The sequence below is a fragment of the Shewanella psychrophila genome (assembly GCF_002005305.1).
Classification (GTDB): domain Bacteria; phylum Pseudomonadota; class Gammaproteobacteria; order Enterobacterales; family Shewanellaceae; genus Shewanella; species Shewanella psychrophila.
On record NZ_CP014782.1, the window covers coordinates 4,093,816 to 4,119,433 of the forward strand.

Genomic DNA, 25,618 nt, shown 5'->3' on the forward strand with positions numbered 1-25,618 from the left:
AAGAGGTCTTTATGTCTCGCAATATTATGTTAATCCCCATAGGTACAGGTGTAGGTCTCACCTCTATCAGTTTAGGTTTAGTTCGTGCTTTTGAGCATCACGGAGTGAAAGTTCGCTTCTTCAAGCCTATCGCTCAACAGCGCCCACAAGACTCTGGTCCAGAACGTTCAACCACAGTACTGAGCAAGTCTCCAACGGTTAATCCACTCGAACCTTTCGAGATGGAACACGCTGAAAACTTAGTTCGCGGCGATAAAATCGATGTATTGATGGAGCAGATCATCGCTCGCGTCAGTGAATTTACCGATGAGACCGAGACCCTAGTCGTAGAAGGTCTGGTACAAACCCGTAATCATCCTTTCTCCGGCGACGTTAACTATGCTGTCGCTAAAGCGCTAGATGCCGATGTCATCTTCGTTGCCACCCCTGGCAACGAGAGCGCCACGGCCTTGATGAATCGTTTAGAGATAGCCCATAATTCTTGGGGCGGAAAGAAGAACAAACGCATTATAGGCGCCATAATCAATAAGATTGGTGCCCCGGTCGATGAGGAAGGACGCACACGTCCTGATCTTTCTGAAGTTTTCGATCATCAGGAAATCCAAAGACCCGATGCGGCAAACATGTTCCAACTACCGGGTAAGAGCGCACTGCGCATTTTAGGCAGCGTGCCCTATAACCTGGATCTGGTTGCACCTCGCGCTTCCGATCTTGCCAAGCACCTTAGGGCTAAGATAATCAATGCAGGTGATATGCACACTCGTCGTCTGCGTAAAGTTACCTTCTGTGCCCGCAGTATTCCCAACATGGTCACTCACATAAAGACTGACTCCTTGCTTGTCACATCAGGCGATCGCTCAGATGTTATCGTCGCCGCTTGTCTGGCCTCGATGAATGGCATCAAGGTCGGCGCCCTACTACTCACAGGTAATTATGAGCCAGAGCCAGAGATAATGGCACTATGTGAACAAGCCTTTGAAACCGGACTACCGGTATTTCTTATCGACAGCAATACCTGGCAGACATCGCTCAACATCCAGCGCTTCGATCACGAAGTACCAGTGGACGACGCAGTGCGCATCGAAGAGGTTCAGGAGTTCGTGGCCAGTCATATCGATCAGCATTGGATCGAGTCAGCCACCAAGAACTCTCCTCGTGAGCACCGCCTATCTCCACCAGCATTCAGATATAAGCTTACCGAGCTGGCGAGAGCTGCACGTCGTACCGTAGTGCTACCTGAAGGTAATGAGCCACGCACTATCGAGGCCGCCAGTATCTGCGCCGAACGAGGAATCGCTAAGTGTATCCTTCTTGGTCATAGGGAAGAGATTGAACGCATTGCAAGCCAACAAGGTGTGACCTTAGGCGAAGGTGTCGAGATTATCGAGCCAGAAACTGTCCGTGAACGTTATGTGGAGCCTATGCTGGATCTACGTCGTCACAAAGGACTCACTGAAGTCGTTGCTCGTGAGCAGCTGGAAGATAACATGGTCCTAGGCACCATGATGGTCGCCCAAAATGAAGTCGATGGTATCGTCTCTGGTGCGATTAATACTACAGCCCATACTATACGTCCTCCTTTGCAGCTGATTAAGACCGCTCCTGGCGCGAGCCTCGTCTCCTCTATCTTCTTCATGCTGATGCCGGATCAGGTATTAGTCTATGGAGATTGTGCCATCAATCCGGATCCTAATGCAGAGCAACTTGCCGATATCGCCATCCAGTCTGCAGAATCAGCTGCCGCATTCGGCATCGAACCGAGAGTCGCTATGATCAGCTATTCTACCGGCAGCTCTGGCACTGGCTCAGATGTGGATAAAGTCCGCGAAGCGACTCGGATTGCCAAGGAGAAGCGTCCTGACCTTATCATTGACGGTCCACTGCAATACGATGCGGCTGTTATGCCAAATGTAGCCCAGTCTAAGGCACCTAACAGCCCAGTAGCAGGTAAGGCAACGGTATTTGTATTCCCAGACCTCAATACCGGTAATACAACCTACAAGGCGGTACAGAGAAGTGCCGATCTGATCAGCATAGGTCCAATGCTTCAGGGCATGCGTAAACCGGTCAATGATCTATCTCGTGGTGCTCTTGTAGACGACATCGTCTATACCATCGCCCTGACGGCGATTCAAGCATCACAAGGTGATCAAGCTTAAATCAAGTCTATCGACTAAGGTTTAAAACAAAAAACCTCTCTAGCCTGTGGCTCGAGAGGTTTTTTTAGATAAGGAGATAAATAAAGCCAATCAGATACCGAAAAATCATTCGAAACGGCAATATGTCACTTTTTAACCAGCACTTTAAGTCCATATTAAACATAGACTTAAAAGTTATGCATCTAGTCTTCAACACACTTGTCCACAGATTCTGTGGATAACCAGTAAAAGTTATTCATTCAGATATGACGGAATAACGCTTCTCTGTCAAGAATTAAAATAGTGATTTAAGCAACAGCCTTGCCTTGCAGCAGCAGAATAGCGATACTGGCTAAAACTATACTCGAGCCATAAAAATTGACCTATATGAAAGTTATCGCCCTACTTAGTCTCCTTTTTCTTGCCGGCTGCAGTCAAGATAGCGCGCCGACCCGAACACCTGAACAGGTTTCTCTCGGCTTCTTTCACGCCATCTATGTGGAGCGAGATGTTAACAAGGCCAAGCAATTTGTTAGTGACCCCATGAAAGAGGTCCTCAGCCACTACTACATTGCTTCGGCGGTACAGAGACACGTCCTCAACCTATCCATGACTGAAGTCACCATGGAGATCGAAGAGATAGATATCGACTTCTTCAGAAAGTTCACCGACGACGTTACCGTTATCGTGAAGATGCAAGGGCTTAAAGGAGGAAGAACCTGGATAGACGATAGAACCATTCGACTACACAAGATCGGCTCAAAATGGGAAATTATTGAAGTCTTACCTGAGAAAGGCAATCTGAACTAGAAGATTGAGCAGAAAACCAGACAAAAAAATAGCAAGCTAAGCTTGCTATTTTTATTCCAGCGAACGCTAGATTAACTCTCGAATTGAGGATTGTTCCTTAATCCAAAAACGCATCTTCATCCTTCTCTACGGGTAAAGACTCCATCACTTCATCTTGTACTTGGTAGTATGCGCTTTCGTATTCTTGAACTTCCATAACAACTCCGGATCCAGTTTGTAAGGTCTGAGGCATGTCATTACTTTGATGACATTTTGCCATGATAGGAAGTGGCAGATGCTCTACTTACTTCTTGACTTAATTATATCAGGCATCCACCAGCAATTACATAAAACTTTCAGTTTAGTTTCATTCGAAAGCCTAATTTAGTGACAAACTCGCTAAAACCAATCAAAAAACGTTATATGAGGTGAAAGACTTTCACGTCATTATACGTTTGAGACCTAAGAGAGAGGTTTTTACAGCCAAAAAATCTAGGGTTCAATCCTCGAAGTGCTATCAATTAAAGATACCTATAAATATTTATGGGAACGTCGTTGAGTTTTATGGAGGGCGATAAGATGAATGCGCTTGTTGAATTTGAAGCTGGAAGACTCGTTGACCTGTTTGGTCAAGGTGACACGCTCAACATATTCATGTTTATGGACATGATGAATATGCCAATTGATGTCCAGGACAGACTCTTCTCTGAGATATCCGCCTTAAAATACATAGATAAAGCCAAAGTAGAACATATCATCGAATCTCATGGTCAATCTACAATACATGAACGACTCAGCTATTGATGTTTAGCCTCGAGTCGTTAGTTTTCGGACACCTGCTATTCTTCTAGAAAAATCACACACCAGTTCTAAATTCAACTTGGTGTGTGATTCCCTATGCGATTTACCCGTTTTTACGCCTATATTTGAGCACCTTCAGCGCTTTATCTATACTAATGTCTGCAAAAATGCCTGGATTCGCCAGCAGCTCAACAAATTCTAAACTTGGGCTAAACTCTTCAACTTGATTCTTCAAAAAGTCGATACTCAACTCCGGCGCATTTAGACACAATAATACTTCACCATCGGACGTTAATAATTCAGGCAAACGTTTCAACAGTCTCGAGTAATCCTTAGTCGCGACAAAACTGCCTTTCTGGTTACTTGGTGGATCGGCAATGATCATCTCGTAAGGACCAAGTTTGGTTAACTTACCCCAAGACTTAAAAATATCATGGCCGAAAAAGCGTGCACCAACCGAAAATCCATTGAGGAGATGATTCTGCTTGCCAATCGATAATGCTCCCTTGCTCATATCGATATTAACGACACTGTCACAACCACCTTGCAGTGCGGCCACTGAAAATGCACAGGTATATGAGAAGAGGTTGAGTACTTTTTTCCCTTGGGCATGTTCCCTCACCCATTGGCGGCCATTTTTCATATCGAGAAACAGTCCATGATTCTGCCCTTTTAACAGGTGAACATGGTATTTAGCGCCATTTTCGACAACAGTATGCTTCTCAGGAACATCCCCCTCTATCAAATCGGTTTGTGTACACCCACCGCTGCGATACTGATAAACAAGGTTTAGCGCTTCGCAGCCTTTAAGGGCATGCCACCTCTGTTTAATCAATTCAACTGTTACATCTAAGGAATCAGACTCTAAGGGCTTAAAACTCGTTAACAGCAGTACAGGCGGATACCAATCCAGACAGATGTGTTCAGCTCCCGGATATAAGCCACCTCGACCATGAAACAGGCGATTAACCTCCTCCCCCAGAGTCATCTTATTTAATTCATCAAAAAATAATTGCATTTCACTCACTTGTCGAAATTTATTTCTCTATAAAACAACAAAGCCACGTATAGGTGGCTTTGTTAGTACTCGAGTCTCGCCGGTATTAAACGGTCTGAGACATATCTTCTTTCTCGTTATCGCTAGGCTTAATCTCATCAACATCATCGGCCAACAATATCGCTAGCCATCTTCCTCCCTGACTCGACTCTAGGGCGATTTTTACAATCATGGTCAAGGGTACCGATAATAACATGCCTACCGAACCTAATAACCAGCCCCAAAAAATTAATGACAAGAAAACGACCAAGGTAGAAAGGCCTAAACCTTTGCCCATATATCTAGGTTCTACTGCGTTCCCCATGACCATATTCGTGCCTAAATAGAGCAGAGCGGTGGCGCCCGCTGCTGCAGGGCCGAGTTGAATAAATGCTAATAACACAGAAGGAATGGCGGCGATAATTGAACCTATATTGGGAATGTAATTAAACAGGAAGGCAATGACTCCCCATAAAAGCGCATAATCCACCCCGATAATTGCCAGGCCAAAACCAACAATCACACCTGTCGCTAGGCTCACCAGTGTCTTAATCACCATGTACTGATTGACCGAGTGCAAAAACTTATCTATCTGCTGCATTCTCATCTCTGGATCATCCAGAGCAAAATGTAGCTTCTTAGGTAAAGTCTGAGACTCAAACAGCATAAACACCACAGTAAGAATGATTAAAAACAGATTAGCCATCACGCCACCGACACCCGTGAGCATATTGGTGGTCATGGAGAGCGCGATACCTGGATCGAAATAAGCCAAGATCTGTTCTTTAGTGATGATGATATTGAATGTCTGTAGCTTTTGAACAATCCAACCAAACTGCTCCACAAGCTGATCTCGGTAGTGAGGTAACTGATTAGAAAACTCGTTGATAGAGCTACCGACTATTTGCGCTAACCACAGCCCCATCATGACAATAAACACCATCAAGAGGAGAACGGCCAAAGATCTGGGCACTTTAAATCGTGTCATTCCGGTGATAACCGGATTACAGATCACGGCGATGAATGCCGAAAGCACAAATGGTACAACAATAGGGCTTGCCGCCTTAATTCCGGCTAAGATCACGACGATAAATGCCATGATCGCGAACCCTTTATATGCAACTGATTGGGTATCAATTCTTGGCATATGAATTTAATCCTTCATGATTAACTAATAGATTGATAGGCTTAATAATAGATAACTCTTAATAAAAATAATTTTAGCATGGAGCAATGACTAGTATGAAACCAGAAATCGCCATCATCCGCATTAAAAATCTACGACTTAGGACGTTTATCGGTATCAAGGATGACGAAATCCAAAACAAACAAGATATCTTAATCAATGCTGAAATCCATTACTGTGCTAATAAGGCTCGCAACAGTGATAATATGGAAGACGCGCTGAATTATCGCACAATCACCAAAAAAATCATTGAATTAGTTGAACATAATCGATTTAATTTATTAGAGAACCTTACGAGTCAGGTGCTCAACATCGCCAGCGATCACTCTTGGGTCGATTTTGCAAATGTCGAAATAGACAAGCCTCACGCCCTTCGCTTCGCAGATTCAGTGTCTCTCTCCCTCTGTTACAGTAAAAATAACAAGATCTAGCATCAAGAGTGATACTAACCTGATGATTGGGACCAGTTTATCCCATATTGATGAACAAGAACCTGACATCTCAGGTTCTTGATTTCATCCCCAACATACTGTCACGTCAGAGTTTACACAGATTATCCAGCCCTCTGGCTGAACAAAGCCTGAGTTAAGCAAAACAAATCACTCTGCTACAATAGAAACTATGACTAATTTCATCCTTAGAAAAGCTGAATCATGAAAATATTGATCACAGGTGCCACAGGGTTCATTGGCCACCAGCTTGTCAGAGTCCTGAGTCATGAAAATAAACTGACTATTTTAACCCGCTCTCCCGCTTCAGCTCATCACCAACTCGGTGCTGAACATCAATATCTGGGGAATTTAGCTTCTTTATCAGACTTTAACGAATTTGATGCCGTGATTAACCTTGCGGGTGAACCCATTGCTAATAAACGTTGGTCAGAAAAACAAAAACAATTGATTTGCCAGAGTCGATGGGATATTACGTCTCGTATTGCTGAATTAATTACAGCCAGTGATAACCCACCTCAGGTATTAGTAAGCGCTTCTGCCATAGGTATCTATGGTCAGCAAGGCGCTCAGGTAATCGATGAATCTTATGTGTTAACGTCACTCGATGAAAGAACCACTAATGATTTCCCCTTAAGAGTTTGCTCTCACTGGGAGGAGCTTGCCCAATCCGCTCAATCTGACAGCACCAGAGTCTGTATCATTCGTACTGGATTGGTACTCGGTCTATCTGGCGGTGCACTAGCCAAAATGCTCTTACCATTTAAGCTTGGTTTAGGAGGCCCCATAGGAACAGGCCAGCAAGGGATGAGTTGGATACATCAAGACGATCAAATTAATTTAATCATGTTTTTACTGGATCAGGAAAAATGCCAAGGGATCTTTAATGCCACTGCCCCAACTCCCGTCAGTAATTACAAGTTTTCTAAGTTACTAGGACAAGCACTCTCTCGCCCTGCATTAATGCCTTTGCCTGCCATCATGTTGCAATTGTTACTGGGTGAGATGTCAGAGTTGTTAACACAAGGCCAGTATGTACTTCCCACCAGAGCAGAGGAAGCTGGATTTAAATTTAAATACCCCGAGTTAAAGCAGGCATTTGCTTCTCTCATAGATTGAGTTCGATTCTAAAACTCCAAGGCATCCAAAAAGGTAAGTGTAAGACTATTGCCAATTCAGATCTTGAGCCCTAGCCTCTATGGCCCATAAGATATCATACAAGCCACTAGTATTAGCGCTATTAGCAAGCCAAGCTGGAATACTGCCTCCTAAATCTGTATATAGCCAATACGTTGCCTGGGTACGTCCATCTTCCCTTGCTGTAAGAGACCAGCTGCCATCACAGATTAACAAACGCACTATGCCCTTTATGGGTTTAGGTCCGAACTGGTTCTTCTGGGTCCAATATCGATAATATCGTCCCTTTTCAGTATCCACTTCGTTGACCACCAGTAAGGTATAATCTCTTTGGCTCACAAGGGGCGGATTAATCCTGTGGTAAACATAAGCTCGATCCATTCCCTCCTGCTTGACTACCTTTATTTCATCCATATAAGGCAAGAATTTAGTGTAATGTTCAACTCGGGTAAGTGTTCGCCAAACCCTTTCGATTGGTGCATCGATTACCGCCTCAAGTTTCACCTCTTTGATCGAGGTACCCGGCACTTCTCGGGTCCAAACGACAGCTTGGCCTCTTGTCGACGCTTTATCCCAAGTATCCCCAGGGGCTGCTTGTACCCTTTGCACTTCGGCATAGATCTCAGAAGGGGAAAAAACACCAAGGATAAATAACGAGAAACACAGTTTCAGAAAGGCCATACTATGAATTCTAGGCTCACAATTGGATATCATTACAGTGAGTATAGATCTAGCTCCTCAATTGCAGAAACCAACCGAATAAAAGCAAGCTTATAAATGACTAATACCTATTGGTATCAGTTAAACAACCTAAGGCTTCTCCTCGGAAAATGAATAAAATGGCGAAGCCTTACAGCTTCGCCTTCGGTGGAAAAATGAACTCTAACCTGCTTTGAGCAGTTCACCACAGGATTTATTCAACAATTGTCGACAACGCCATACTCCCAATAGCGCAACCGTAATCGCACCACACAGAGGCGCCATTCCCCACCAAGGCCAGTGCATATAAATATTCAACTCAAACACCTGAGTCTTGAGCAAGTAGAGAATAAACTCGGCGACAATCACAGCTAACAGCCCGGCTATGGTGCCCAATAAAGCAAATTCTAGTCCGGTGGCCATGCGTAATAGCCAGCCCGATGCGCCAAAAGTTCGTAACACCGCCAACTCTCTTTGTCTGGTCGCCATGCCCGCCTCAGTTTGCGCTATCATTACCAGGCTACTGGCCAAAACCACCAGCACTAACACTAAGGTAAGCGACAGGGAAACCTGATCGACTATCTGCCGCAACTGCTTGATCATGGTGCCCACATCTATGATGGAAACAGTAGGGAACTGCTTAATGATGTCCAGAATGACCTCAGGCTTATTATCATCGAGATAAAAACTCGCCATCGATGTATAGGAAAAATTCGCCAGGGATTCCTTGGTGAAAATCATAAAGAAATTGGGCTGTAACGTCTCCCAGTGCACCGCGCGAATACTGCCAACCTTAACGACTAAGGTCTGGTTATCTATGACGTAGGTCAGGCTATCACCAATCTTAAGATCTAACCGCTCCGCGACGCCCGACTCAACCGACACCTCATCGGGATTGACATTAAATTCCCCTTCTAAAATTTCGTTATTTGGTGGCACACTGTCTCGCCAAGTGAGATTGAGTTCACGTGAGATCCCTTGCCTGCCCTCGACACCAGCCTCGACCTGCTCTGATGTGAGAAACTTCTCGCCATTCACCGCCGTTAATCTGCCTCTGATAACAGGATAAATATCTGTGGTTTTAACTGTATTTTCTACCAGATAGCTCTCTAAGGGCTTAGCCTCATCGGGAGCTATGTTGACGAGAAAGTAATTGGGGGCATTTTCGGGTAGCTGCTTTTGCCATTCATTGAGTAAGTCTTGCCTCAAGGCGAAGATGGTCAACAATAACACCAGAGCGCTACTGAAACCGACGAGCTGAATGGCATTCTGTTTAGCCCTGCGTCTCAGGCCCGCAAGGGCTAATTGCAATGGGTTAGTGGTTTTCATGCCCACACTATGACCCATACGGATCATGAAGAAACCTAACACGCTCAAAAGCAGACCCAGCAAGAGTACACCGGCGACAACCGTCAGAGTCAAAACCAAACTACCTGAATAGAGATACCCCAGCAGCGCCATGGCTGTCAGGCTCAATAAAAGATGAAGCCACATCCCCAGTTGTAGCCCCTCTAACTGACGCTGTAGCACCCGCAATGGCGGAATAGACAATAACCGCATTAAGGGGTAGGCCGAGAACATAAAGGCGCTGATAAAGCCCGTCGCGAGACCCAGTAATATTGGTCTGGTGAATGGCGGAGAATAGGCGGAGATCTCAGGCGGCAAGAAAGAATTTATAGCCATATCTAAAACAAAACCGCCAAGTAAGCCCAGCACGACTCCAAGTAGGGTCACCAACAGTAAATGCATGCCAAACAAGGTACGGATCTGCTTACCCGAAGCACCAAAAGTCTTGAGCATGGCAACGACATCATAATGACGTTGACAATATCGCTGGGCGGCAATGCCAATAGCTGCGCAGGCCAGCGCAATACCCAATAGACTGGCTAGCAAGAGGAAACGTTCCGCTCGTTTAACGGCATCGGCAATGGGAGAGTCGCCGGTTTGCACATCAATCCAGCGCTGGCTGCTATTGAGTAGCGGTTTCACATAAGTTTCGAACCGTTTAAGTTGAGTCCCATCACCGGTAAATTGCGCCAGGTAAGTCACCCGACTACCAGGCTGGATCACACCCGTTCCGGCCACATCAGCCATGCGCATCAAGACCACGGGAGAAGAAGCAAAAGGATTAAACCCCGCATCGGGTAATCGAGATATCTCCTCAGTCAAAGAAAACTGGGCATTACCTAGTTCTATGGATTTAGGATAACTCAGCAAGCCCCCCAAACGAGTCTCAAACCAAATTTCTCCTACGCCTGGTAAGGGATCACTGCTATCAGAGTTAAGCTCAACTTCCCCTTTGAGGGGATACCCTTGATCCACTGCACGGACTGTGACTAATTGAAACTTATCTTTAGCAAACACCATAGAATTAAACTGTAAACTGGAGACTCGCTCCAAGCCTATCTCATCGGCTTTGGCCAGAATCGCTTCATCAATCTTAGTCGGTGAATTGATGATCCTATCTGCGGCGATAAATTTTGATGCTTGGCCATTGATAGCCAGTTGTAATCGCTCACTGACTCGTGCTAATCCTGTCACAGATAGCACAGCCAGTGTAATCGCCAAGACGATAAGCAGTAATTGCCCCTGCAAGAGTTCTCGTTTAAACAAACGCCACGCCAGACTCATCTCCATTAACTCGCCTCCGCCTTAACTGGCTCACTATCCGCCTTGACCACCGATGGCTGAGTGGCATCTAAATGCTTTTTTCGAGCCTCACTTAGCTCACCCGAGTCCATCAACAATTGACGCTCACATCGCTTAGCTAACACCAAGTCATGAGTCACTAGCACCAGTGTCGTCGAACTCTCACGATTAAGTTCAAACAACATATCAGCCACCTTTTTACTATTAGCAGCATCTAGGTTGCCTGTGGGCTCATCGGCAAATAACACCTTTGGCTCACAAATAAATGCTCTGGCGATTGCGACACGTTGCTGCTCTCCTCCAGAGAGCTGATTGGGAAAATGGTTCAGTCTATGACTTAACCCCACTCTCTCTAACATGGCCTTAGCCTTCTCCTTGGCCTTAGATATTCCTGCTAACTCGGCGGGTAGCATGACATTTTCCAAGGCATTGAGTGTATCGACTAGCATAAATGACTGAAAAATAAAGCTGACTTTCTGCTTTCGCATTGCCGCCTTCTTCTCTTCATCTAAATTTTGTATGGCAATGCCGTCTAAGATGATCTCACCGGAGCTAGGAGAGTCCAACGCCGCTAGTAAGCCAAGCAAGGTCGACTTACCTGAGCCCGATGGCCCAAGAATGGCGATACTTTCTCCATGCTTGACATCCATATTGATGCCGTTGAGGATAGTAAGCTCTCCCTCTTGGGTAGCCACTGACTTAACGAGATTTTTTACTGTGATAGCACTGATATCTGACATAAAACCCTTCTATTCCATCTTGCTTAGACGCTTGCTGACTCTGCTGACCTTAACCTGCCTATTCACTAGCATTCAAGTATCTGCTGCCCCTATATTAATCCTAGGAGATAGCTTAAGTGCAAGCTATGGGATCGATGAAGATAAAGGTTGGGTCAATTTGTTAAGCGCTAAACTACCGGAACATGAAATAATAAATGGTTCTGTTAGCGGTGAAACCACAGCAGGCGGATTACGTAGACTCCCCGCCCTGCTTGAATCAGGTAAACCTAAGCTCGTCTTAATCGAATTAGGTGGTAATGATGGATTACGTGGATTTACTCCTCAACAACTGAAAGAAAATCTTACAAAAATAATCATGTTATCCAAAGAAACCCATGCACATGTGCTCTTGAGTGAAGTCATGGTCCCACCAAATTATGGACCCAGATATGCGCGGATGTTTGCCGATGTCTATAACCAGTTGGCCGAGGAGCATGAAATAACCCTTATGCCCTTCTTCATGAAAGATATCGCCATCTATCCCGAATTGATGCAAAGAGACGGGATCCATCCTAATGCTCAGGCACAGGAACAAATTGCCGAATTCGTGCAGCCTTGGGTGACAAAAAGTTTTCAATAAGTCATCCCATCCATCTGGCCCCATCGAAATTCGAGCCCCAATTTCAAGCACAGCTTTAAGCTTTCAGCTATTAAAGACTAAAACTGTGTTCCACCTCCCGAAAAAGTAATAAACTCGGCAGAAAATTGCCGCTTAATAGCGTTTTATATAGAATAAGCAAATATTTAGAATTAGTTTATTCAGGGAGCTGGCTTATGAAGAGCCCATTCAATACCATCACGTTCTGTATCAGTGCAGCGGGCTTATGCCTACCGTTAATTTTCAGCACTAGTGCACTTGCCACCAGTCCCTTAAAGCCTCAAATAGTGCAGCTAAATCCAGACGATTTATCCCCACCTGTTGATGCAGATTTTGATTGGATACAGCTAAGCTCTAATGAACTCCTTAAAGGTGAAGTTAAAAACCTTTATGATGACAAATTAGAGTTTGAGAGTGATGAACTCGATACTTTATACATCGACTGGGATGACATTAAGGTTCTTCAGAGCCACAGTATCGTCAGCGTTGGCTTTACCGACCTTACTACGCGTACAGGTAAATTGCTCATTAAAGAGGGCAAGACTTTTATTGATGACGTTGAGTTTGACCGCACTCAAATCATGACGATTATCGCTGGTGAGCAAACAGAAGCGAACTACTGGTCGAGCAAAATATCCCTAGGTGCAAATCTACGTTCAGGTAATACAGATCAAGTCGATTATAGCGCCATAGCTAATGCACTCCGTCGCACTACAGAGTCTAGATATAATCTTGATTATATAGGCAACTACTCGAAAACAGATGGTGATAACACTATCAATAATCACCGTATTAACACCAATTTTGACTGGTACTTATCTAAGCAGTTCTATTTACGTCCTATCTTCGCAGAAATTTATATCGACCCTTTTCTTAACTATGAATACAAGGCTACGGTCGGTTTCGGTATCGGTTACGACATTATTGATTCATCCAAAACGAACTGGAGCGTCAGTGGCGGTCCTGCATACACTTATACTAAGTTTGATGATGTTTTAGAGGGTCAAAATGAGAGTGAAACCAGTGCAGCACTAGTGATTGAAACCGTTTTTGATACTGAGATCACAGATGATATTGACTTCAATACACTCTATCGAGTTAACTATGGTAGTGATGCATCTGGCGGGTATACTCACCATGCATTAGCCGGCTTCTCTATCGAACTGACCGATATGTTTGATTTAGATCTTTCTTTAGTCTGGGATCACATCAACCAACCACAGCAAAATGCCGATATGAGCTTCCCTAAGCAAAATGACTATCAGTTCATTATCGGTTTCGGTATCGACATTTAATACCTAGATGACATAAGGGATAATCACTCACTATCCAGGCCGCAATGCGGTCTTTTTTATGCCAAGCAGTTATCACAGAGTCACAGATTAGACTTTTTAGTCTTGTGAACAGGCATACAGCGAGGGGATCTTGCTAAACATACGCCCCTTAGCTATCTTCAAATGAGTCCATATTCCAATTCGTTTTACCTTATCAAAAAAAGGACTTTTTGATGAAAAATCAAGATAAAACACTAAACATATTGTTAGTTGAAGATAATCGCGCCATGAGCGCGGTTATTATAGAGCTTTTATCTCATACGCAATTATCATTATCGATCACCAGTACTGACACAGGGCAAGGCGCATTGGAGAAACTCAAAGCCAACCGATTCGACTGTGTGTTACTGGACTATGAACTCCCCGACTATAACGCTAATGAAGTCCTGAAACGTCTCCAAAACAAGCAGCTTCTTAGTATGCCTATCATCGTATTGACGGGTCACTCCCAAGAGAAGTTAGCTAATGATGTATTAGCCTTAGGGGCGATAGATTTCATCACTAAAGCCGAATGTTCACCCGAAAAACTCAATCGTGCAATCACCTATGCTATCTCACGAAATCAATTCAGGATCAGCCAAGCTAATGAAGAGAAGGCACAGATCAGCCAGCTGTTAGATACAGCCACAGCTGAGACAAACCACCTACTAAATTATGATCGGCTCACAGACCTACCCAATCGGGAGCTGTTTAAAGCCTATTTGAATAAAAGCATTGCCCGGGCTTGTCGACACCAACTCAATGTATGTCTACTCTATATCGATCTAGATAACTTCAAATGTATCAATGACTCCTTAGGTCATGACTTAGGTGATAAGGCATTAATCGCTTTCTGCCACAGATTGCAATCTATCATCAGGAGTAACGATGCCCTTTGCCGAGTAGGTGAAGATGAGTTCGCTATCTACCTCGACTTTATAGAGAATGCATCTGATACTGCAATTGTTGCCGAAAAAATAATTAGACTCACCACCATACCTGTGAAGATAGATAACCACGAAATTTATCTTTATTGCAGTATTGGTATCTGCTACCACAGTCAATTCACCGGAAACAGCGAAACTTTACTCAGCAATGCCCAAACCGCCATGCTATCGGTCAAAAAAAATGGCAAAAACAACTTTATTTATTTCTCTCATGAGATGACAACCAAGGCTCAGAAGCGATTATATCTAGAGCAGGAAATCAGACTAGCCCTAGCTAATGATGATTTTCATATGGTCTATCAACCCAAAGTAGATGTAAAAACTCAGAGAGTCACAGGTGCAGAAGCGCTGATCAGATGGCACCATCCTAAAAACGGCGTAATACCACCAAACGAGTTTATTCCAGTTGCCGAACAGAGCGATCTGATCCTAAAGCTCGATAGCTATATACTAGACAAGGTCATTAATCAGATCAGCCAATGGCAAGAAGAGGGTCTTGAAGTCCCGGTGATCTCAGTCAACATCCCAAGCCGAGAATTTCAGCGAGGCGATCTGGTTTCCTGCGTTCAAGGTACCTTAAGAAAATATCAGGTGGTTGGTAATAAACTCGAAATAGAGATAACTGAACGCTTGTTAATGGAGCGCTGTGAAGAAAATATAAAAATACTCAATCACCTCAAAGATCTCGATATTCATATCTCCGTCGATGATTTCGGTACTGGCTATTCGTCCCTAAGCTATTTAGTGCAATTTCCCTGTGACGTGTTAAAAATCGACAAGTCGTTTATCGACCAACTGCCTCAGAGCAAGGACAACTGTAAAATTGTCGAAGCAATCATCATGCTGGCCCATAAACTGGGAAAGCGAGTGGTAGCTGAAGGCGTGGAAACAGAAGTGCAATATCAATATTTATCTTCACTTGGCTGTGACCAGATTCAGGGGTATTATTTTGATAAACCTCTTAATATAAAAGATTTTTCAATTAAACTAGATAAGATTAAATTTAAGGATTTTGCTAACATCTCTCAGATTAAAGCCTGCTAAATCTAATTTTATCTACTAGATAGGTCCCTAGCCTTTTCCCCAGAGATGCAACTATCTAAATAAAGCTCATCTATGTTTTTATACGGGTTACCTTGATAGAAGGAGCCAGTTACAAATATCTACAGGTTAGCGTGAAAACAATAAATTAAATCCAATCCGACTCCTGCGTTTAGTTTCGTCATGCTTCACCCTGTTTTATATAGATAAAATATTAAACACCTGTTTGACACTCCCACAACAATCTTTGACAATGAAATGTTATGAACTTGTTGGCCGGATTTCACATTGCATATATGGTACGTCAGTGCAAGCTAGGGAAGGAATAATAAAAATAAGCAGGAGACGCTATGTTCAACAACAAACCATCTTGGTTAATCCCAACATTAGTAGCCAGTGCCGTCGCGCTAAGTATCGCTGGTTGTTCATCGGATGATGACGATCCCATTGTCGAAGATGATAAAGGCACTGTTATGCCAAGCCCAGATCCATCACCCAGTTTCCCAGAAAATGCAATCATGATTGAGGATGGAGAGAACCTCACCATCCGTATTCAGGAAGCGCTGATCAATGCGCAAACCAACGATGTGATTGTACTGCCTAAAGGGAATTTCAAGATAGCATCGACCCTGCTGTTCGATGGCGATGTAGACGGTGACGGCACCTATGCTAAAAATATCACCATCATGGGATACGGTATGGATGAAACCGTATTAGACTTCTCTGAATCTGTTTCCGGCGATGGTATTTTCGTCCAGAATGCCGTCAATATCATCATTCAAGATATGTCGGTCAATGAAGCCAAAAACAACGGCATCAAACTTAAAAACACTAACGGCATTATCTTACGTCGACTCGCTACCGTGTGGGAAGGCGAATTAGATGAAGGCAATGGAGCCTACGGCCTCTACCCTGTCGAATGTGAAAACATCCTCATCGAAGACAGCTATGTACGAGGCAGTGCCGATGCTGGTATCTACGTCGGCCAGTCTCAATACATAGTGGTAAGAAACAATATCGCCAAAGAAAACGTGGCCGGTATTGAAATTGAAAACTCAAAATACGCCGATGTATACGGCAACGAAGCCATGGGTAACACAGGTGGTATCCTAGTCTTCGACTTACCAATCAACAACCATAGGTACGGATCCAGTGTCCGAATTTTCAACAACAAGATCTATGATAACAACACCAAGAACTTTGCCAATGCCTCGGCAAATCCGGCTGGTGTTCATATTGTTCCACCCGGAACCGGTATGATTATTTTGTCCACCGATGATGTCGAGATCTTCAACAACGAAATAACTAACCACGATACTATGGCAGTAACCATATCCAGCTTCTTTATTGCCGAGCCTGATATGGGCGCTTTTGTGGCCAACTATGGCCAGGAAAATCAGCCTATCGAAGATGGTTGGAGGCCCACACCAAGAAACATCTACCTTCATGATAATGTGATAACAGGTTATGGTAAGAAACCCAACGGTTACCTAATCGACGATATCATCAAGGCTTATCTGTTCACCCATGGCCAATTCCCAGGTGTACTCTATGACGGCTTAGGTGAGATGTTGTCAAACAACGGCACCGCGGCTTATTTAGGCCTACAAGAAATGCCATTTTCCACAGATGGCAGTGATGATGTCTGTGCCAGTAATAATGGTGATGTGTCGATAGGTCGCCTCTACGCCAACGACAATACAGACATGAATATCGCTGATGTCTTGTTTGAGCCGACACAAACCGATCTATTGAAATGTGCTCAGGTCAGCCTACCGGTTCATACGGTAACATTTGGTGATGAAATATTTGGTTGTGGCGTCGATGATGATGTCGCCGGTTGTGACGGTGGCATCCTAATCGGTGGCGGCGGAAGCATAGGTGAGGGTGAAGGTGGTTTAGTCGGTGACGGTGATCTGACGTTGTGTGAAACAACCGGCTCTGAGGTCAACTGGGATGCGTTGCTGGGTGCCAATTGCCCTAAACTATCTGATTACAATTTGTTTGCCGATACGAAAGATCCCTCTACAGGCGCAAACTCATCTGGCATGCCCTACGATATGAACACGCAACTATTTACCGATTACTCAAGTAAATATCGTTTTGTGTTTGTCCCTGAAGGAAAAGTAGCGAATTACTCGTCTCAGGAAAGCATGGACTTCCCGGTAGGGACAGTGATCAGTAAAACCTTCGCATTACCGGCTAATACCAGTCAACGTGGTATCGAAAATGAGGACATGGTCGAAACCCGTTTGCTTATTCGTCGTGAAACTGGCTGGACAGCCCTACCCTACGTGTATAACTCCGAGCAATCTGATGCTGTACTGGCCAAGGCCGGAGCCATTCAAGGTAAGCAGATAGTCCATAACGGTGAAACCTTAGATTTCGATTACGTCGTTCCCAGCATGAACAACTGTAAGCAATGTCATCAGTTCAAGCCCGATGCCGACAGTCCAGCGGTCTTCGTACCAATTGGTCCTAAGGCGCGTCACTTGAATAAAGATTATGCCTATGCAGATGGTGCCATGAACCAGTTACTCAAGTGGCAGTCAGTTGGCATACTCCAAGGTGTTCCCGATGTGGCGACTATCGATACTGTGCCGGCATATTCAGATGGCGATGAAATTGGGTTAGCTTCATTAACCGATGAGCAGCTGATGGACACGGCCAAAGGCTATCTGGATGTGAACTGTGCCCATTGTCATCGCCCCGAGGGCAACGCTTCCAACACCGGCCTCACACTGGAATATTGGAGACCCTACGCTGACGGTCACGGTACCTGTAAATCTCCTGTCGCCTATGGCGGTGGAGAGCTAGGTTACGATATTGTACCAACAGCTCCGGAAAGCTCTATCCTACATTTCAGAATGGAGACTAATCTTCCCGGGGATCGCATGCCTGAGATTGGCCGGGGTCTTTCACACGGTGAAGGTGTTGCGCTTATCCATGAATGGATCAAAAGGCTTCCTGTAGCGACTTGCTCACCGTAACCACTGAGTTAACCAGTATAAGCAGTTACTCAAACAAGGCCGGCTAACCCCGGCTTTTTCTTTAATACCAATCTATTTAACTCCACCCTCTCACCATCAAAATTATAGGTGCTGCTATGCGAAGCTCAAGTCTGCTATTATTGATCATCACACTGATAACTGCCTGTGGCGGCTCAGACAATGACTCTAGTGCCCAACAAGACCCAGTTACAGAGGTACCTGCCACACCGACTCCCCCCTCACCAACATCAATTTGTGAGCTTGGCACCAGTACAATTAATTGGGATGCCCTGTTAACTGAAAATTGCGATAACTTGGCCCAATATGGACTATTTATTGATCCGAGTACCCCAACATCGAGCCCTGCTTCCCCAGGGATCTTGTACCACCTTTCGACCCAGTTATTTACTAACTACGCCAACAAGCACAGGTTTGTCTTCATTCCACAAGGTAAACAGGCCAGCTTTCATCCCAGTGAAGCCTTCGATTTCCCCATAGGCACTGTATTGACTAAGACCTTTTCCATGCCCTATGACACTCAAGTCAGCGGCGCCGAAAATGAAGTATTGATAGAAACTAGATTGTTGATCCGAAGAGAAACGGGCTGGACGACCTTGACCTATCTTTGGCAAGACGGCAAAGCGACTCTCATTCAAGCTGGCGCCGACATCCCTCATAGCGTAAACCATCAAGGCAAGACAGAAACCTTTGATTATCATGTTCCCAGCCGCGCAGAATGTAAGCTATGCCACCAATTAAATCGCGACGAGAGTAGCCTTATCAGTCCCATAGGACTCAAAGCCCACCTGCTCAATCACGATATTGACTACCGAGGTCAAACCGTTAATCAATTAACTCTGTGGCAGAACCTCTTCATGCTGACAGGCTTACCAAATGCGGATGACATTGCCAGCGGGATTGCGACAGAGATAACTCATGCGCCTAATCTGTTCGATACCGACGCCAATCTTACTCTTAGGGTGAAAGGTTACTTAGATATCAACTGCGCCCACTGTCACAGAGCCGAAGGCTTTGCCAGTATTTCAGGACTCAGATTAGGGTTTAATATCGACCACACAAGCTACCAATACGGCATATGCAAACAGCCACCAGGCTGGGATGGTGGCGCTAAGGGGTTATCTTACGATATTGTCCCGGGTGATGGTGAGCACTCCATAATTGCTTACAGACAAGAGCTCAGCGAACCTAAAGACAGGATGCCGCCCTTGGGTCGAAGCTTAAGTCACACCGAAGCGGTAGAAATCATAAAAAGCTGGATAGATACTCTACCTCCATCCTTAGGCAACTGCCAATGGTAGGCTAGAGGCTGAATCCTAGTGACTAGAATCTAGGATTTTTCATAGTTCATAGTTCATAGTGAATTTAAATAAGCTTCTCATTCAGACGCAAAAAATGACCGGGGGGGTGACCCAGCCAATGTTTAAAGCTTTGCCGAAAATGGCTGACTTCCCCATACCCCATCACTTCGGCTATCTCATCTATGCTCTTGTGGCCCGATAAGATCAAACTTATGGCAGCCTGACAGCGAACCTGATCAACTAATTTCTGATAGCTGGTACCTGATTGTGAGATTCTACGACGTAAAGTTCGACTACTGATGTTCTGACTCGTTGCCATCTGATCCATATTTGGACAATCTGGAAAAGACTGACGCAACTCGTCGAGCAACACTTGGATATAGGAAATTTGCTGGTTTGAAGTCGTATTAGTATTACTGGTGTCGAAACAATAAGTCACAGGAAGTGACAGATATTTATGATCTATCGTCCATTCATTAAATTCAGCCCCAAATATCACCTCAGCACCAGTAACCGAAGATAAGAACTCGGCGTCTCTTTGTGTTTCAGTCAAAAATATTTTATCGGCTAAAATGGCTTGGCCCGCCAAACCTTTACCTACTGTTAGCAAACCACAAACGCTGTGCTGAAACTGACATGAGTAACGTTCAGATTTGATTTTTCCCGTGTTAAGCCAACGAACATGCAATTTTCCATCTTCGTTACTGACTAAGGTATCGGTAAAACTGCCAACCAGCTCAGGATGCGTCAGTACAAACTGCAGACACTCACCTATGGTCTCACAACGATTAAAAAAGCTCAGTAAGAAGTCTAAATCTTCCACCGAATATTGATGACCCACTTTGGCCCCGATTTCGGCGTCGTGAGTCGTTGTCTGCAGAAACTCCATGGCGAAATCAGCTTGCCATACGTAGATGACCTGCTGATGTGCTAATTCTTGCTCACCGACTCCAATTTGAGAGCACAATAGTTCAACCACCTCTTCACCATAGTGCTGACGGAGATAAGCCAGAACATTGCGTAATTGGTAAGCTGGGTAGGACTGATCCCCCACCATCATGTTCTGCTTATAACTCTGAGCCTGCTTCATCCACAACCTGCTTCTTTTTATTATCTTGAGCCATTTTGTATAAGAATTAACGTCTGTTGAAAAGACATTTTTGCGGGTTTCACGAATAAAATCGGGTATATGTTAAAAAGTTACGTCAAAAGGCGACATAAATTAAACATAAAAAAACCTCCGACAAGCGGAGGTTTTGAGGTTAAATCTAATTTAATAGACTAGAATTTTTGGTTAAGACGTAAGAAGTAAGTTCTACCTAACACATCATATAATCCGGTATCTGCATCACGATAATCACGATACTCAGCGAAGTCATTTGGCGCTTCTTCGTCAAATAGGTTATTTACACCCAGAGTTAATGAACCATTCCAGTCATGATAGTAACTTACCTGTACATTATGCTTGAAATAATCAGGACGATCAGCATACTCATAACCCGTGCCAGTTCTGCCATAGTATTCATTGGTAAAATCAGCATCTTGAGCACCAATATACACTGTGTTCCATGCAGCTTGGAAATTATCACCCTCCCAGGAGACCATAAAGTTACCACGTAAGTCAGGTCTGCCAACTTCTCCAACCCAATCAACCGTTTCAGCATCTGGCTTTTGCTGCTCTTCAAAAGACAAAATCTTAGTCATCTCAACTTTAAATCTGAAATCACCAACGCCAGTCTCTAAATTGTAACCTGTCACAAAATCAATACCTGAAGTATTAACACTTGCTAAATTTCGATACTGGCTGTGAATCGTCTCAATTTTTCCATCAGCTCCACGTTTAATATATTCTGAACCACCGTTTTCACTTTCTTCTTTTACAAGGTCAGCAACGTCAACAATTTCTATCTTGTTATCATATTTGATGCTGTAGTAAGAAAGCTCAATGTTCCATGCATCTGTTGCATTCCACACTCCGCCCAATGTAAATGAGTTACCTTCTTCGGCTTCTAAGTCAGGGTTACCACCGTATAGTGTCTTGTGCTGTTGAGTAGAACGACAGTAATTTGCATCTGTATTATCATCACACCAAACAGTATCCATTGTACTTTCGAAACTTAATGCCTCAGAAGCAAACATTTCCCCCATGTTAGGCGCACGGAATGAATCACCGTAACTCGCACGAAGTAGTAACGAATCAACTGGACGCCAGCTTAACCCTAATTTAGGAACGACTGCATCAAATGTCGACTCTTGGTTACCATTATTGGTATTACCATTTTGCTCGTAACGCTCATATCTTAATGCTGCAGACAGATCGAAATTTGCAGGTAATCCAACTTGAAACTCAGCATACGCAGCTTGGCGGGTACGCTCTGCATCAACATCATCGCCACCAGAACCACCTGAGATAATCCCAGCTGCAGATTCAGGATCACTTACCTGAGAGAAATTAATCATCTCGTACTCTAGACCACCGACAGCAGCAACAACCACGCTGTCACCTTCAAACAAAGTACTAGATATGAGTCCGTCAAATTGAGTGCTATCGAATTTACCTTGATAGACGCCAGTATGAGCAGCTTTACCGTAAAGATCAGTCATTTGAGCATTCCAATCTTCGTAACTCATTCCTGTTGTATTAAATACATCATAGTTACCAGTATCGATTTCACTTTGAACAATACTGTCATTAATTAAGTTATAATTAAAAGAGTTAGTCGTCGATGAAGAGTGCTGAGCATTTATCTCCCAATCAATACCATTACCCACATCACTAAACCCAACAAAACCACCCAAAATATCAAAGTTATTGCCTTCTGTTAGCGTATCTCGCTCACCTATCTGAACAGATCGCATATAGAGGGTCATATCAGTACCTGTTGGGTTATTAGGGTTATCAGCCCCCATCACAGGATAGTTAGTAGACACAGGCGTAGCGGCATAACGAGTATTTGTTTCAGTTAACGACGCAGAGCCTCTCCCCCTGAACTGGATGTTCTCTGTAACTTCATAATCAAAAGTGGTCATGAAAGAGTTTCTAGTTACATCGCCAAATAACTTAGTCACTTCACCATAACTATAACCACAACGGCCATTATTTTCTCCATCATGCCAATCAGTGACATTCTCTGTCTGATCACACATGTCTGAGTTGGTATAGAAGTCATAAATAGCTTTGCCATTCTCATCAAGTTTACCAGTATCATAATAACCATTAGGAACTGAACTGAATGAGCTATATCCTTCATAGTTAGGATCATCTAATGCCCAAATATCTTTATCCATCACAGATTTAGTGTCGTAATATTCATAAGTGAATGTCACATTACCTTTATCTGTGTTGTAGCCTGCAGCAAGTGAGAAACGATTTGCATCGCCGCCATCTACACTTGGCTGCTCTGTACTAAAATCAATTGAAACACCTTGAAAATCTTTTTTAGTGATAATGTTAATAACACCAGCAACGGCGTCTGAACCGTATACAGCTGATGCACCATCGCGAAGAATTTCAATACGTTCAACAATTGCCATAGGGATCTGAGAAGTATCAGCCGTTGCACCTGAGCTTGAACTTGTACCCGGCATACGACGACCATCTAATAATATTAATGTCGCCGAAGATCCAAGACCACGAAGGTTAACACTGCTGGTAGCACTACTGCCGGCACCATAACCTGACATACCGCGCCATGAACCAAAACTGTTTATCGCCGAATTATTCAATACATCAGCAACCGTCTTTTCGCCTGTCATGGCAATATCAGCTGCACTGATAATCGTTACTGGAGATGATGTTTCCATATCAACTTGTTTAATACGCGAACCAGTAACAGAAATTCGTTCTACTTTTGCACCATCATTTTGCTCTTCAGCAAACGCTAAGCCAGAAAATGCAACACTTGTTGTTGCTGCGGCAAATAAACCTACGCGTACTGCTTTTGCTGTTAAGGTCATTGAGTTCATATATTCTCCCTCATCATTTAGACATTAATTAATAATTGAACGATTAATAATGGCACCGTGATAATAATTATTATTTTATTGTTTATAATTTTTATAAAACTGTAGTTCAACAGTTAACACCTTCGAGTTAAATACTGTTGAAATACGTCATTTAAGTCAACTTTAATTACAACCAAACAACTTAAATGATAATAATTGATACATTTAAAAATGTGAGACATATTAAAAAAACCAAAAGCAAAAAGAAAAAACAGTTAAAAACATAACCTTATAATCACTTTGTAGCGCCAAATGAATGAGATCAATATTGTTATAAATAAACACACAAGGCAGATACATATTGAAATTTATGTGAGCATTATTTTAAATAAGTTAATTAAATAACTATACTTAAAATATGAAGAATAATATAAAACAACTAAATGACAATTTAATAAGAACTATAACTATAAACCTCACCTTAAAACGAAATAAAATAAGTATAACAGTCCATTCTTCGAGATTTAAAACTATGAGGTGATACTGAAACCCCACAACCAGACAGGAAACAATTTAGAAACATACTTGAATGAGTTTAGTTAGCTTGTAAGAGTGAGATTTCGCGCAAAGTAAGGTCAACCAAACAATACGAACAATAAAAACAAGTTATTAACAACTGAGAAGGGGTTTAACTTAGGAGAAAATGGAATTACGAGCGAGAGTAAAAGCGACATTATCTTGCAACATCAATCGATATGAGCCAGTGTCCCGTAAGCAACACTCTACTGCTCTAGAGGCTATGAGGCGAGTATCAAAATACGGACAATAAAAAAGGAGCCATAAGGCTCCCTTTCAACTTTACTCAGCGTCGAATTAACGAGTGCGTGGGCAAAGTTCTTCAGCGCTGAAGAAGTAAGCCACTTCACGCTCAGCAGAAGCAACAGAATCAGAACCGTGAGCAGCGTTCTCATCGATGCTTTCAGCGAAATCAGCACGGATAGTACCAGGTGCAGCGTCAGCTGGGTTAGTAGCACCTAAGATGTCACGGTGAGCTAGAACTGCGTTCTCGCCTTCAAGAGTCTGAACCATGATAGGACCAGAAGTCATGAATGCTACTAGAGCACCAAAGAAAGGACGCTCGCTGTGCTCGGCGTAGAAGCCTTCAGCTTGCTCTTTACTTAGGTGAACCATTTTAGAAGCGATGATTTTCAGGCCAGCAGTTTCAAAACGGTTGTAGATAGCGCCAATGTTATTTTTTGCAACAGCATCGGGCTTAATGATAGAAAAAGTACGTTCGATAGCCATGAGAAGCTTCCTTCATAATAAACAGGTTTTAATTTTCGCGCGGATTATACGAAATTTGACACCAAAAACCTACCTTTATAGGCCAGGGAATGTAATATTGCGTTAACTTTATTCTGCTTCATCATTATTCAAGGCCGAACTAAACCAAAACACTAAGGATTTCGATGCAAAAATAGACAACTAGCCCTCACTTCTCAGCTATCCAGCAGGTTTGAACGGCTTCCAGTATGCGCTCATTACAATGTTCTGGATCATCTTCGAAAGAGTCCAGTGCTAAGATCCATTCTCTCAAATCGGTGAATCTGATTGTTTCTGGATCAATTTCCGGATACATTTCCAACAAGTCTAAGGCAATATCGAGTGAGTCTATCCACTTTAATGGCATATCCTGCCCCTCGGGGATAAATTGTGATGACTAGAGTATAGCTGGCATCTCACCCCATAAAAAAGCCAGTCTCAGAGACTGGCTTAACTATCTTCGATTACTGTCTAGTAGA

At 43.6% G+C, this 25,618-nt stretch carries 20 protein-coding genes; 10 read left to right on the forward strand and 10 right to left on the reverse strand.

Annotation, left to right across the window (positions count from 1 at the left end; genetic code table 11):
* The first annotated feature begins 11 nt into the window (after positions 1–11).
* Together pta and sps_RS17600 are read left to right on the forward strand one after the other, a co-directional pair.
* Positions 12–2,159, forward strand: coding sequence for a phosphate acetyltransferase (gene pta / locus sps_RS17595; RefSeq protein WP_077755745.1), 2,148 nt, complete (start codon positions 12–14; stop codon positions 2,157–2,159).
* 366 nt (positions 2,160–2,525) lie between these two features.
* Positions 2,526–2,948 (forward strand): hypothetical protein, encoded by a 423-nt coding sequence (locus sps_RS17600; protein ID WP_077753704.1) that lies wholly within the window; start codon positions 2,526–2,528, stop codon positions 2,946–2,948.
* A 97-nt stretch (positions 2,949–3,045) separates the two neighbouring features.
* On the opposite strand, the gene sps_RS29085 is transcribed toward sps_RS17600, so the two are convergent.
* Positions 3,046–3,180: a hypothetical protein gene (locus tag sps_RS29085; protein WP_257788636.1), complete on the reverse strand. Its 135-nt coding sequence runs from the start codon at positions 3,178–3,180 to the stop codon at positions 3,046–3,048.
* 326 nt (positions 3,181–3,506) lie between these two features.
* Here sps_RS29085 and sps_RS17605 point away from each other — a divergent pair, with 326 nt between their 5' ends.
* The gene (locus sps_RS17605; protein WP_077753705.1) at positions 3,507–3,731 is read left to right on the forward strand and encodes a hypothetical protein; all 225 of its coding nucleotides are present in this window, start codon (positions 3,507–3,509) and stop codon (positions 3,729–3,731) included.
* A gap of 100 nt (positions 3,732–3,831) precedes the next feature.
* Here sps_RS17605 and sps_RS17610 read toward each other — a convergent pair whose 3' ends face one another.
* Positions 3,832–4,746, reverse strand: a complete 915-nt coding sequence (locus sps_RS17610; RefSeq protein WP_077753706.1) for a class I SAM-dependent methyltransferase — start codon at positions 4,744–4,746, stop codon at positions 3,832–3,834.
* 85 nt (positions 4,747–4,831) lie between these two features.
* Positions 4,832–5,911 (reverse strand): AI-2E family transporter, encoded by a 1,080-nt coding sequence (locus sps_RS17615; RefSeq protein ID WP_077753707.1) that lies wholly within the window; start codon positions 5,909–5,911, stop codon positions 4,832–4,834.
* A 95-nt stretch (positions 5,912–6,006) separates the two neighbouring features.
* Between sps_RS17615 and folX the strand changes: the two genes are divergently transcribed.
* Together folX and sps_RS17625 are read left to right on the forward strand one after the other, a co-directional pair.
* Positions 6,007–6,381 carry a dihydroneopterin triphosphate 2'-epimerase gene (gene folX, locus sps_RS17620; RefSeq protein WP_077753708.1) on the forward strand — a complete coding sequence of 125 codons (375 nt, stop codon included), beginning with the start codon at positions 6,007–6,009 and terminating at the stop codon, positions 6,379–6,381.
* A 222-nt stretch (positions 6,382–6,603) separates the two neighbouring features.
* Positions 6,604–7,518: a TIGR01777 family oxidoreductase gene (locus sps_RS17625; protein ID WP_077753709.1), complete on the forward strand. Its 915-nt coding sequence runs from the start codon at positions 6,604–6,606 to the stop codon at positions 7,516–7,518.
* Positions 7,519–7,563: 45 nt separating this feature from the next.
* On the opposite strand, the gene sps_RS17630 is transcribed toward sps_RS17625, so the two are convergent.
* From sps_RS17630 to sps_RS17640, 3 genes are all read right to left on the reverse strand, one after another.
* A complete protein-coding gene (locus sps_RS17630) occupies positions 7,564–8,217 on the reverse strand; it encodes an START domain-containing protein (RefSeq protein ID WP_077753710.1) in 654 nt (217 codons plus the stop codon).
* Between the two features lie 201 nt (positions 8,218–8,418).
* Positions 8,419–10,872 carry an ABC transporter permease gene (locus sps_RS17635; protein WP_077753711.1) on the reverse strand — a complete coding sequence of 818 codons (2,454 nt, stop codon included), beginning with the start codon at positions 10,870–10,872 and terminating at the stop codon, positions 8,419–8,421.
* Complete coding sequence (locus tag sps_RS17640; RefSeq protein WP_077753712.1) at positions 10,872–11,624, reverse strand: ABC transporter ATP-binding protein; 753 nt, start codon at positions 11,622–11,624, stop codon at positions 10,872–10,874. Before sps_RS17640 ends, sps_RS17635 begins: the two co-directional genes overlap by 1 nt.
* Here sps_RS17640 and sps_RS17645 point away from each other — a divergent pair.
* The 5 genes from sps_RS17645 (at position 11,602) to sps_RS17665 (ending at position 19,871) form a co-directional block, all read left to right on the forward strand.
* On the forward strand, positions 11,602–12,243 hold the full coding sequence (locus sps_RS17645; protein WP_418346670.1) for an arylesterase: 642 nt from the start codon (positions 11,602–11,604) through the stop codon (positions 12,241–12,243). The two genes, sps_RS17640 and sps_RS17645, sit on opposite strands and share 23 nt — an antisense overlap.
* A gap of 194 nt (positions 12,244–12,437) precedes the next feature.
* Positions 12,438–13,556, forward strand: coding sequence for a DUF481 domain-containing protein (locus tag sps_RS17650; protein WP_077753713.1), 1,119 nt, complete (start codon positions 12,438–12,440; stop codon positions 13,554–13,556).
* 212 nt (positions 13,557–13,768) lie between these two features.
* A complete protein-coding gene (locus sps_RS17655) occupies positions 13,769–15,565 on the forward strand; it encodes a two-component system response regulator (protein ID WP_077753714.1) in 1,797 nt (598 codons plus the stop codon).
* A 347-nt stretch (positions 15,566–15,912) separates the two neighbouring features.
* The gene (locus sps_RS17660) at positions 15,913–18,552 is read left to right on the forward strand and encodes a parallel beta-helix domain-containing protein (protein WP_077753715.1); all 2,640 of its coding nucleotides are present in this window, start codon (positions 15,913–15,915) and stop codon (positions 18,550–18,552) included.
* Positions 18,553–18,668: 116 nt separating this feature from the next.
* Complete coding sequence (locus sps_RS17665) at positions 18,669–19,871, forward strand: SO2930 family diheme c-type cytochrome (RefSeq protein ID WP_077753716.1); 1,203 nt, start codon at positions 18,669–18,671, stop codon at positions 19,869–19,871.
* Between the two features lie 64 nt (positions 19,872–19,935).
* Here sps_RS17665 and sps_RS17670 read toward each other — a convergent pair whose 3' ends face one another.
* The 4 genes from sps_RS17670 to iscX all read right to left on the reverse strand — a co-directional run bounded on the left by sps_RS17670 (position 19,936) and on the right by iscX (position 25,506).
* Positions 19,936–20,961: an AraC family transcriptional regulator gene (locus sps_RS17670; RefSeq protein WP_169915817.1), complete on the reverse strand. Its 1,026-nt coding sequence runs from the start codon at positions 20,959–20,961 to the stop codon at positions 19,936–19,938.
* Positions 20,962–21,152: 191 nt separating this feature from the next.
* Complete coding sequence (locus sps_RS17675) at positions 21,153–23,837, reverse strand: TonB-dependent receptor (RefSeq protein WP_077753717.1); 2,685 nt, start codon at positions 23,835–23,837, stop codon at positions 21,153–21,155.
* A gap of 852 nt (positions 23,838–24,689) precedes the next feature.
* The gene (gene ndk / locus sps_RS17680) at positions 24,690–25,121 is read right to left on the reverse strand and encodes a nucleoside-diphosphate kinase (protein ID WP_077753718.1); all 432 of its coding nucleotides are present in this window, start codon (positions 25,119–25,121) and stop codon (positions 24,690–24,692) included.
* A 187-nt stretch (positions 25,122–25,308) separates the two neighbouring features.
* Positions 25,309–25,506 (reverse strand): Fe-S cluster assembly protein IscX, encoded by a 198-nt coding sequence (iscX, locus tag sps_RS17685; protein ID WP_077753719.1) that lies wholly within the window; start codon positions 25,504–25,506, stop codon positions 25,309–25,311.
* Positions 25,507–25,618: the final 112 nt, after the last annotated feature.

Excerpts from the sequence above, each read along its gene's own strand:
- sps_RS17660 (WP_077753715.1), top strand. The coding sequence starts at position 15,913 with ATGTTCAACAACAAACCATCTTGGTTAATCCCAACATTAGTAGCCAGT.
- folX (WP_077753708.1), top strand. The coding sequence starts at position 6,007 with ATGAAACCAGAAATCGCCATCATCCGCATTAAAAATCTACGACTTAGG.
- sps_RS17600 (WP_077753704.1), top strand. The coding sequence starts at position 2,526 with ATGAAAGTTATCGCCCTACTTAGTCTCCTTTTTCTTGCCGGCTGCAGT.
- sps_RS17630 (WP_077753710.1), bottom strand. The coding sequence starts at position 8,217 with ATGGCCTTTCTGAAACTGTGTTTCTCGTTATTTATCCTTGGTGTTTTT.
- sps_RS17670 (WP_169915817.1), bottom strand. The coding sequence starts at position 20,961 with ATGAAGCAGGCTCAGAGTTATAAGCAGAACATGATGGTGGGGGATCAG.
- ndk (WP_077753718.1), bottom strand. The coding sequence starts at position 25,121 with ATGGCTATCGAACGTACTTTTTCTATCATTAAGCCCGATGCTGTTGCA.
- sps_RS29085 (WP_257788636.1), bottom strand. The coding sequence starts at position 3,180 with ATGCCTCAGACCTTACAAACTGGATCCGGAGTTGTTATGGAAGTTCAA.
- sps_RS17635 (WP_077753711.1), bottom strand. The coding sequence starts at position 10,872 with ATGGAGATGAGTCTGGCGTGGCGTTTGTTTAAACGAGAACTCTTGCAG.
- iscX (WP_077753719.1), bottom strand. The coding sequence starts at position 25,506 with ATGCCATTAAAGTGGATAGACTCACTCGATATTGCCTTAGACTTGTTG.
- sps_RS17615 (WP_077753707.1), bottom strand. The coding sequence starts at position 5,911 with ATGCCAAGAATTGATACCCAATCAGTTGCATATAAAGGGTTCGCGATC.
- sps_RS17665 (WP_077753716.1), top strand. The coding sequence starts at position 18,669 with ATGCGAAGCTCAAGTCTGCTATTATTGATCATCACACTGATAACTGCC.
- sps_RS17650 (WP_077753713.1), top strand. The coding sequence starts at position 12,438 with ATGAAGAGCCCATTCAATACCATCACGTTCTGTATCAGTGCAGCGGGC.
- sps_RS17610 (WP_077753706.1), bottom strand. The coding sequence starts at position 4,746 with ATGCAATTATTTTTTGATGAATTAAATAAGATGACTCTGGGGGAGGAG.
- sps_RS17605 (WP_077753705.1), top strand. The coding sequence starts at position 3,507 with ATGAATGCGCTTGTTGAATTTGAAGCTGGAAGACTCGTTGACCTGTTT.
- sps_RS17675 (WP_077753717.1), bottom strand. The coding sequence starts at position 23,837 with ATGAACTCAATGACCTTAACAGCAAAAGCAGTACGCGTAGGTTTATTT.
- pta (WP_077755745.1), top strand. The coding sequence starts at position 12 with ATGTCTCGCAATATTATGTTAATCCCCATAGGTACAGGTGTAGGTCTC.
- sps_RS17640 (WP_077753712.1), bottom strand. The coding sequence starts at position 11,624 with ATGTCAGATATCAGTGCTATCACAGTAAAAAATCTCGTTAAGTCAGTG.
- sps_RS17625 (WP_077753709.1), top strand. The coding sequence starts at position 6,604 with ATGAAAATATTGATCACAGGTGCCACAGGGTTCATTGGCCACCAGCTT.
- sps_RS17655 (WP_077753714.1), top strand. The coding sequence starts at position 13,769 with ATGAAAAATCAAGATAAAACACTAAACATATTGTTAGTTGAAGATAAT.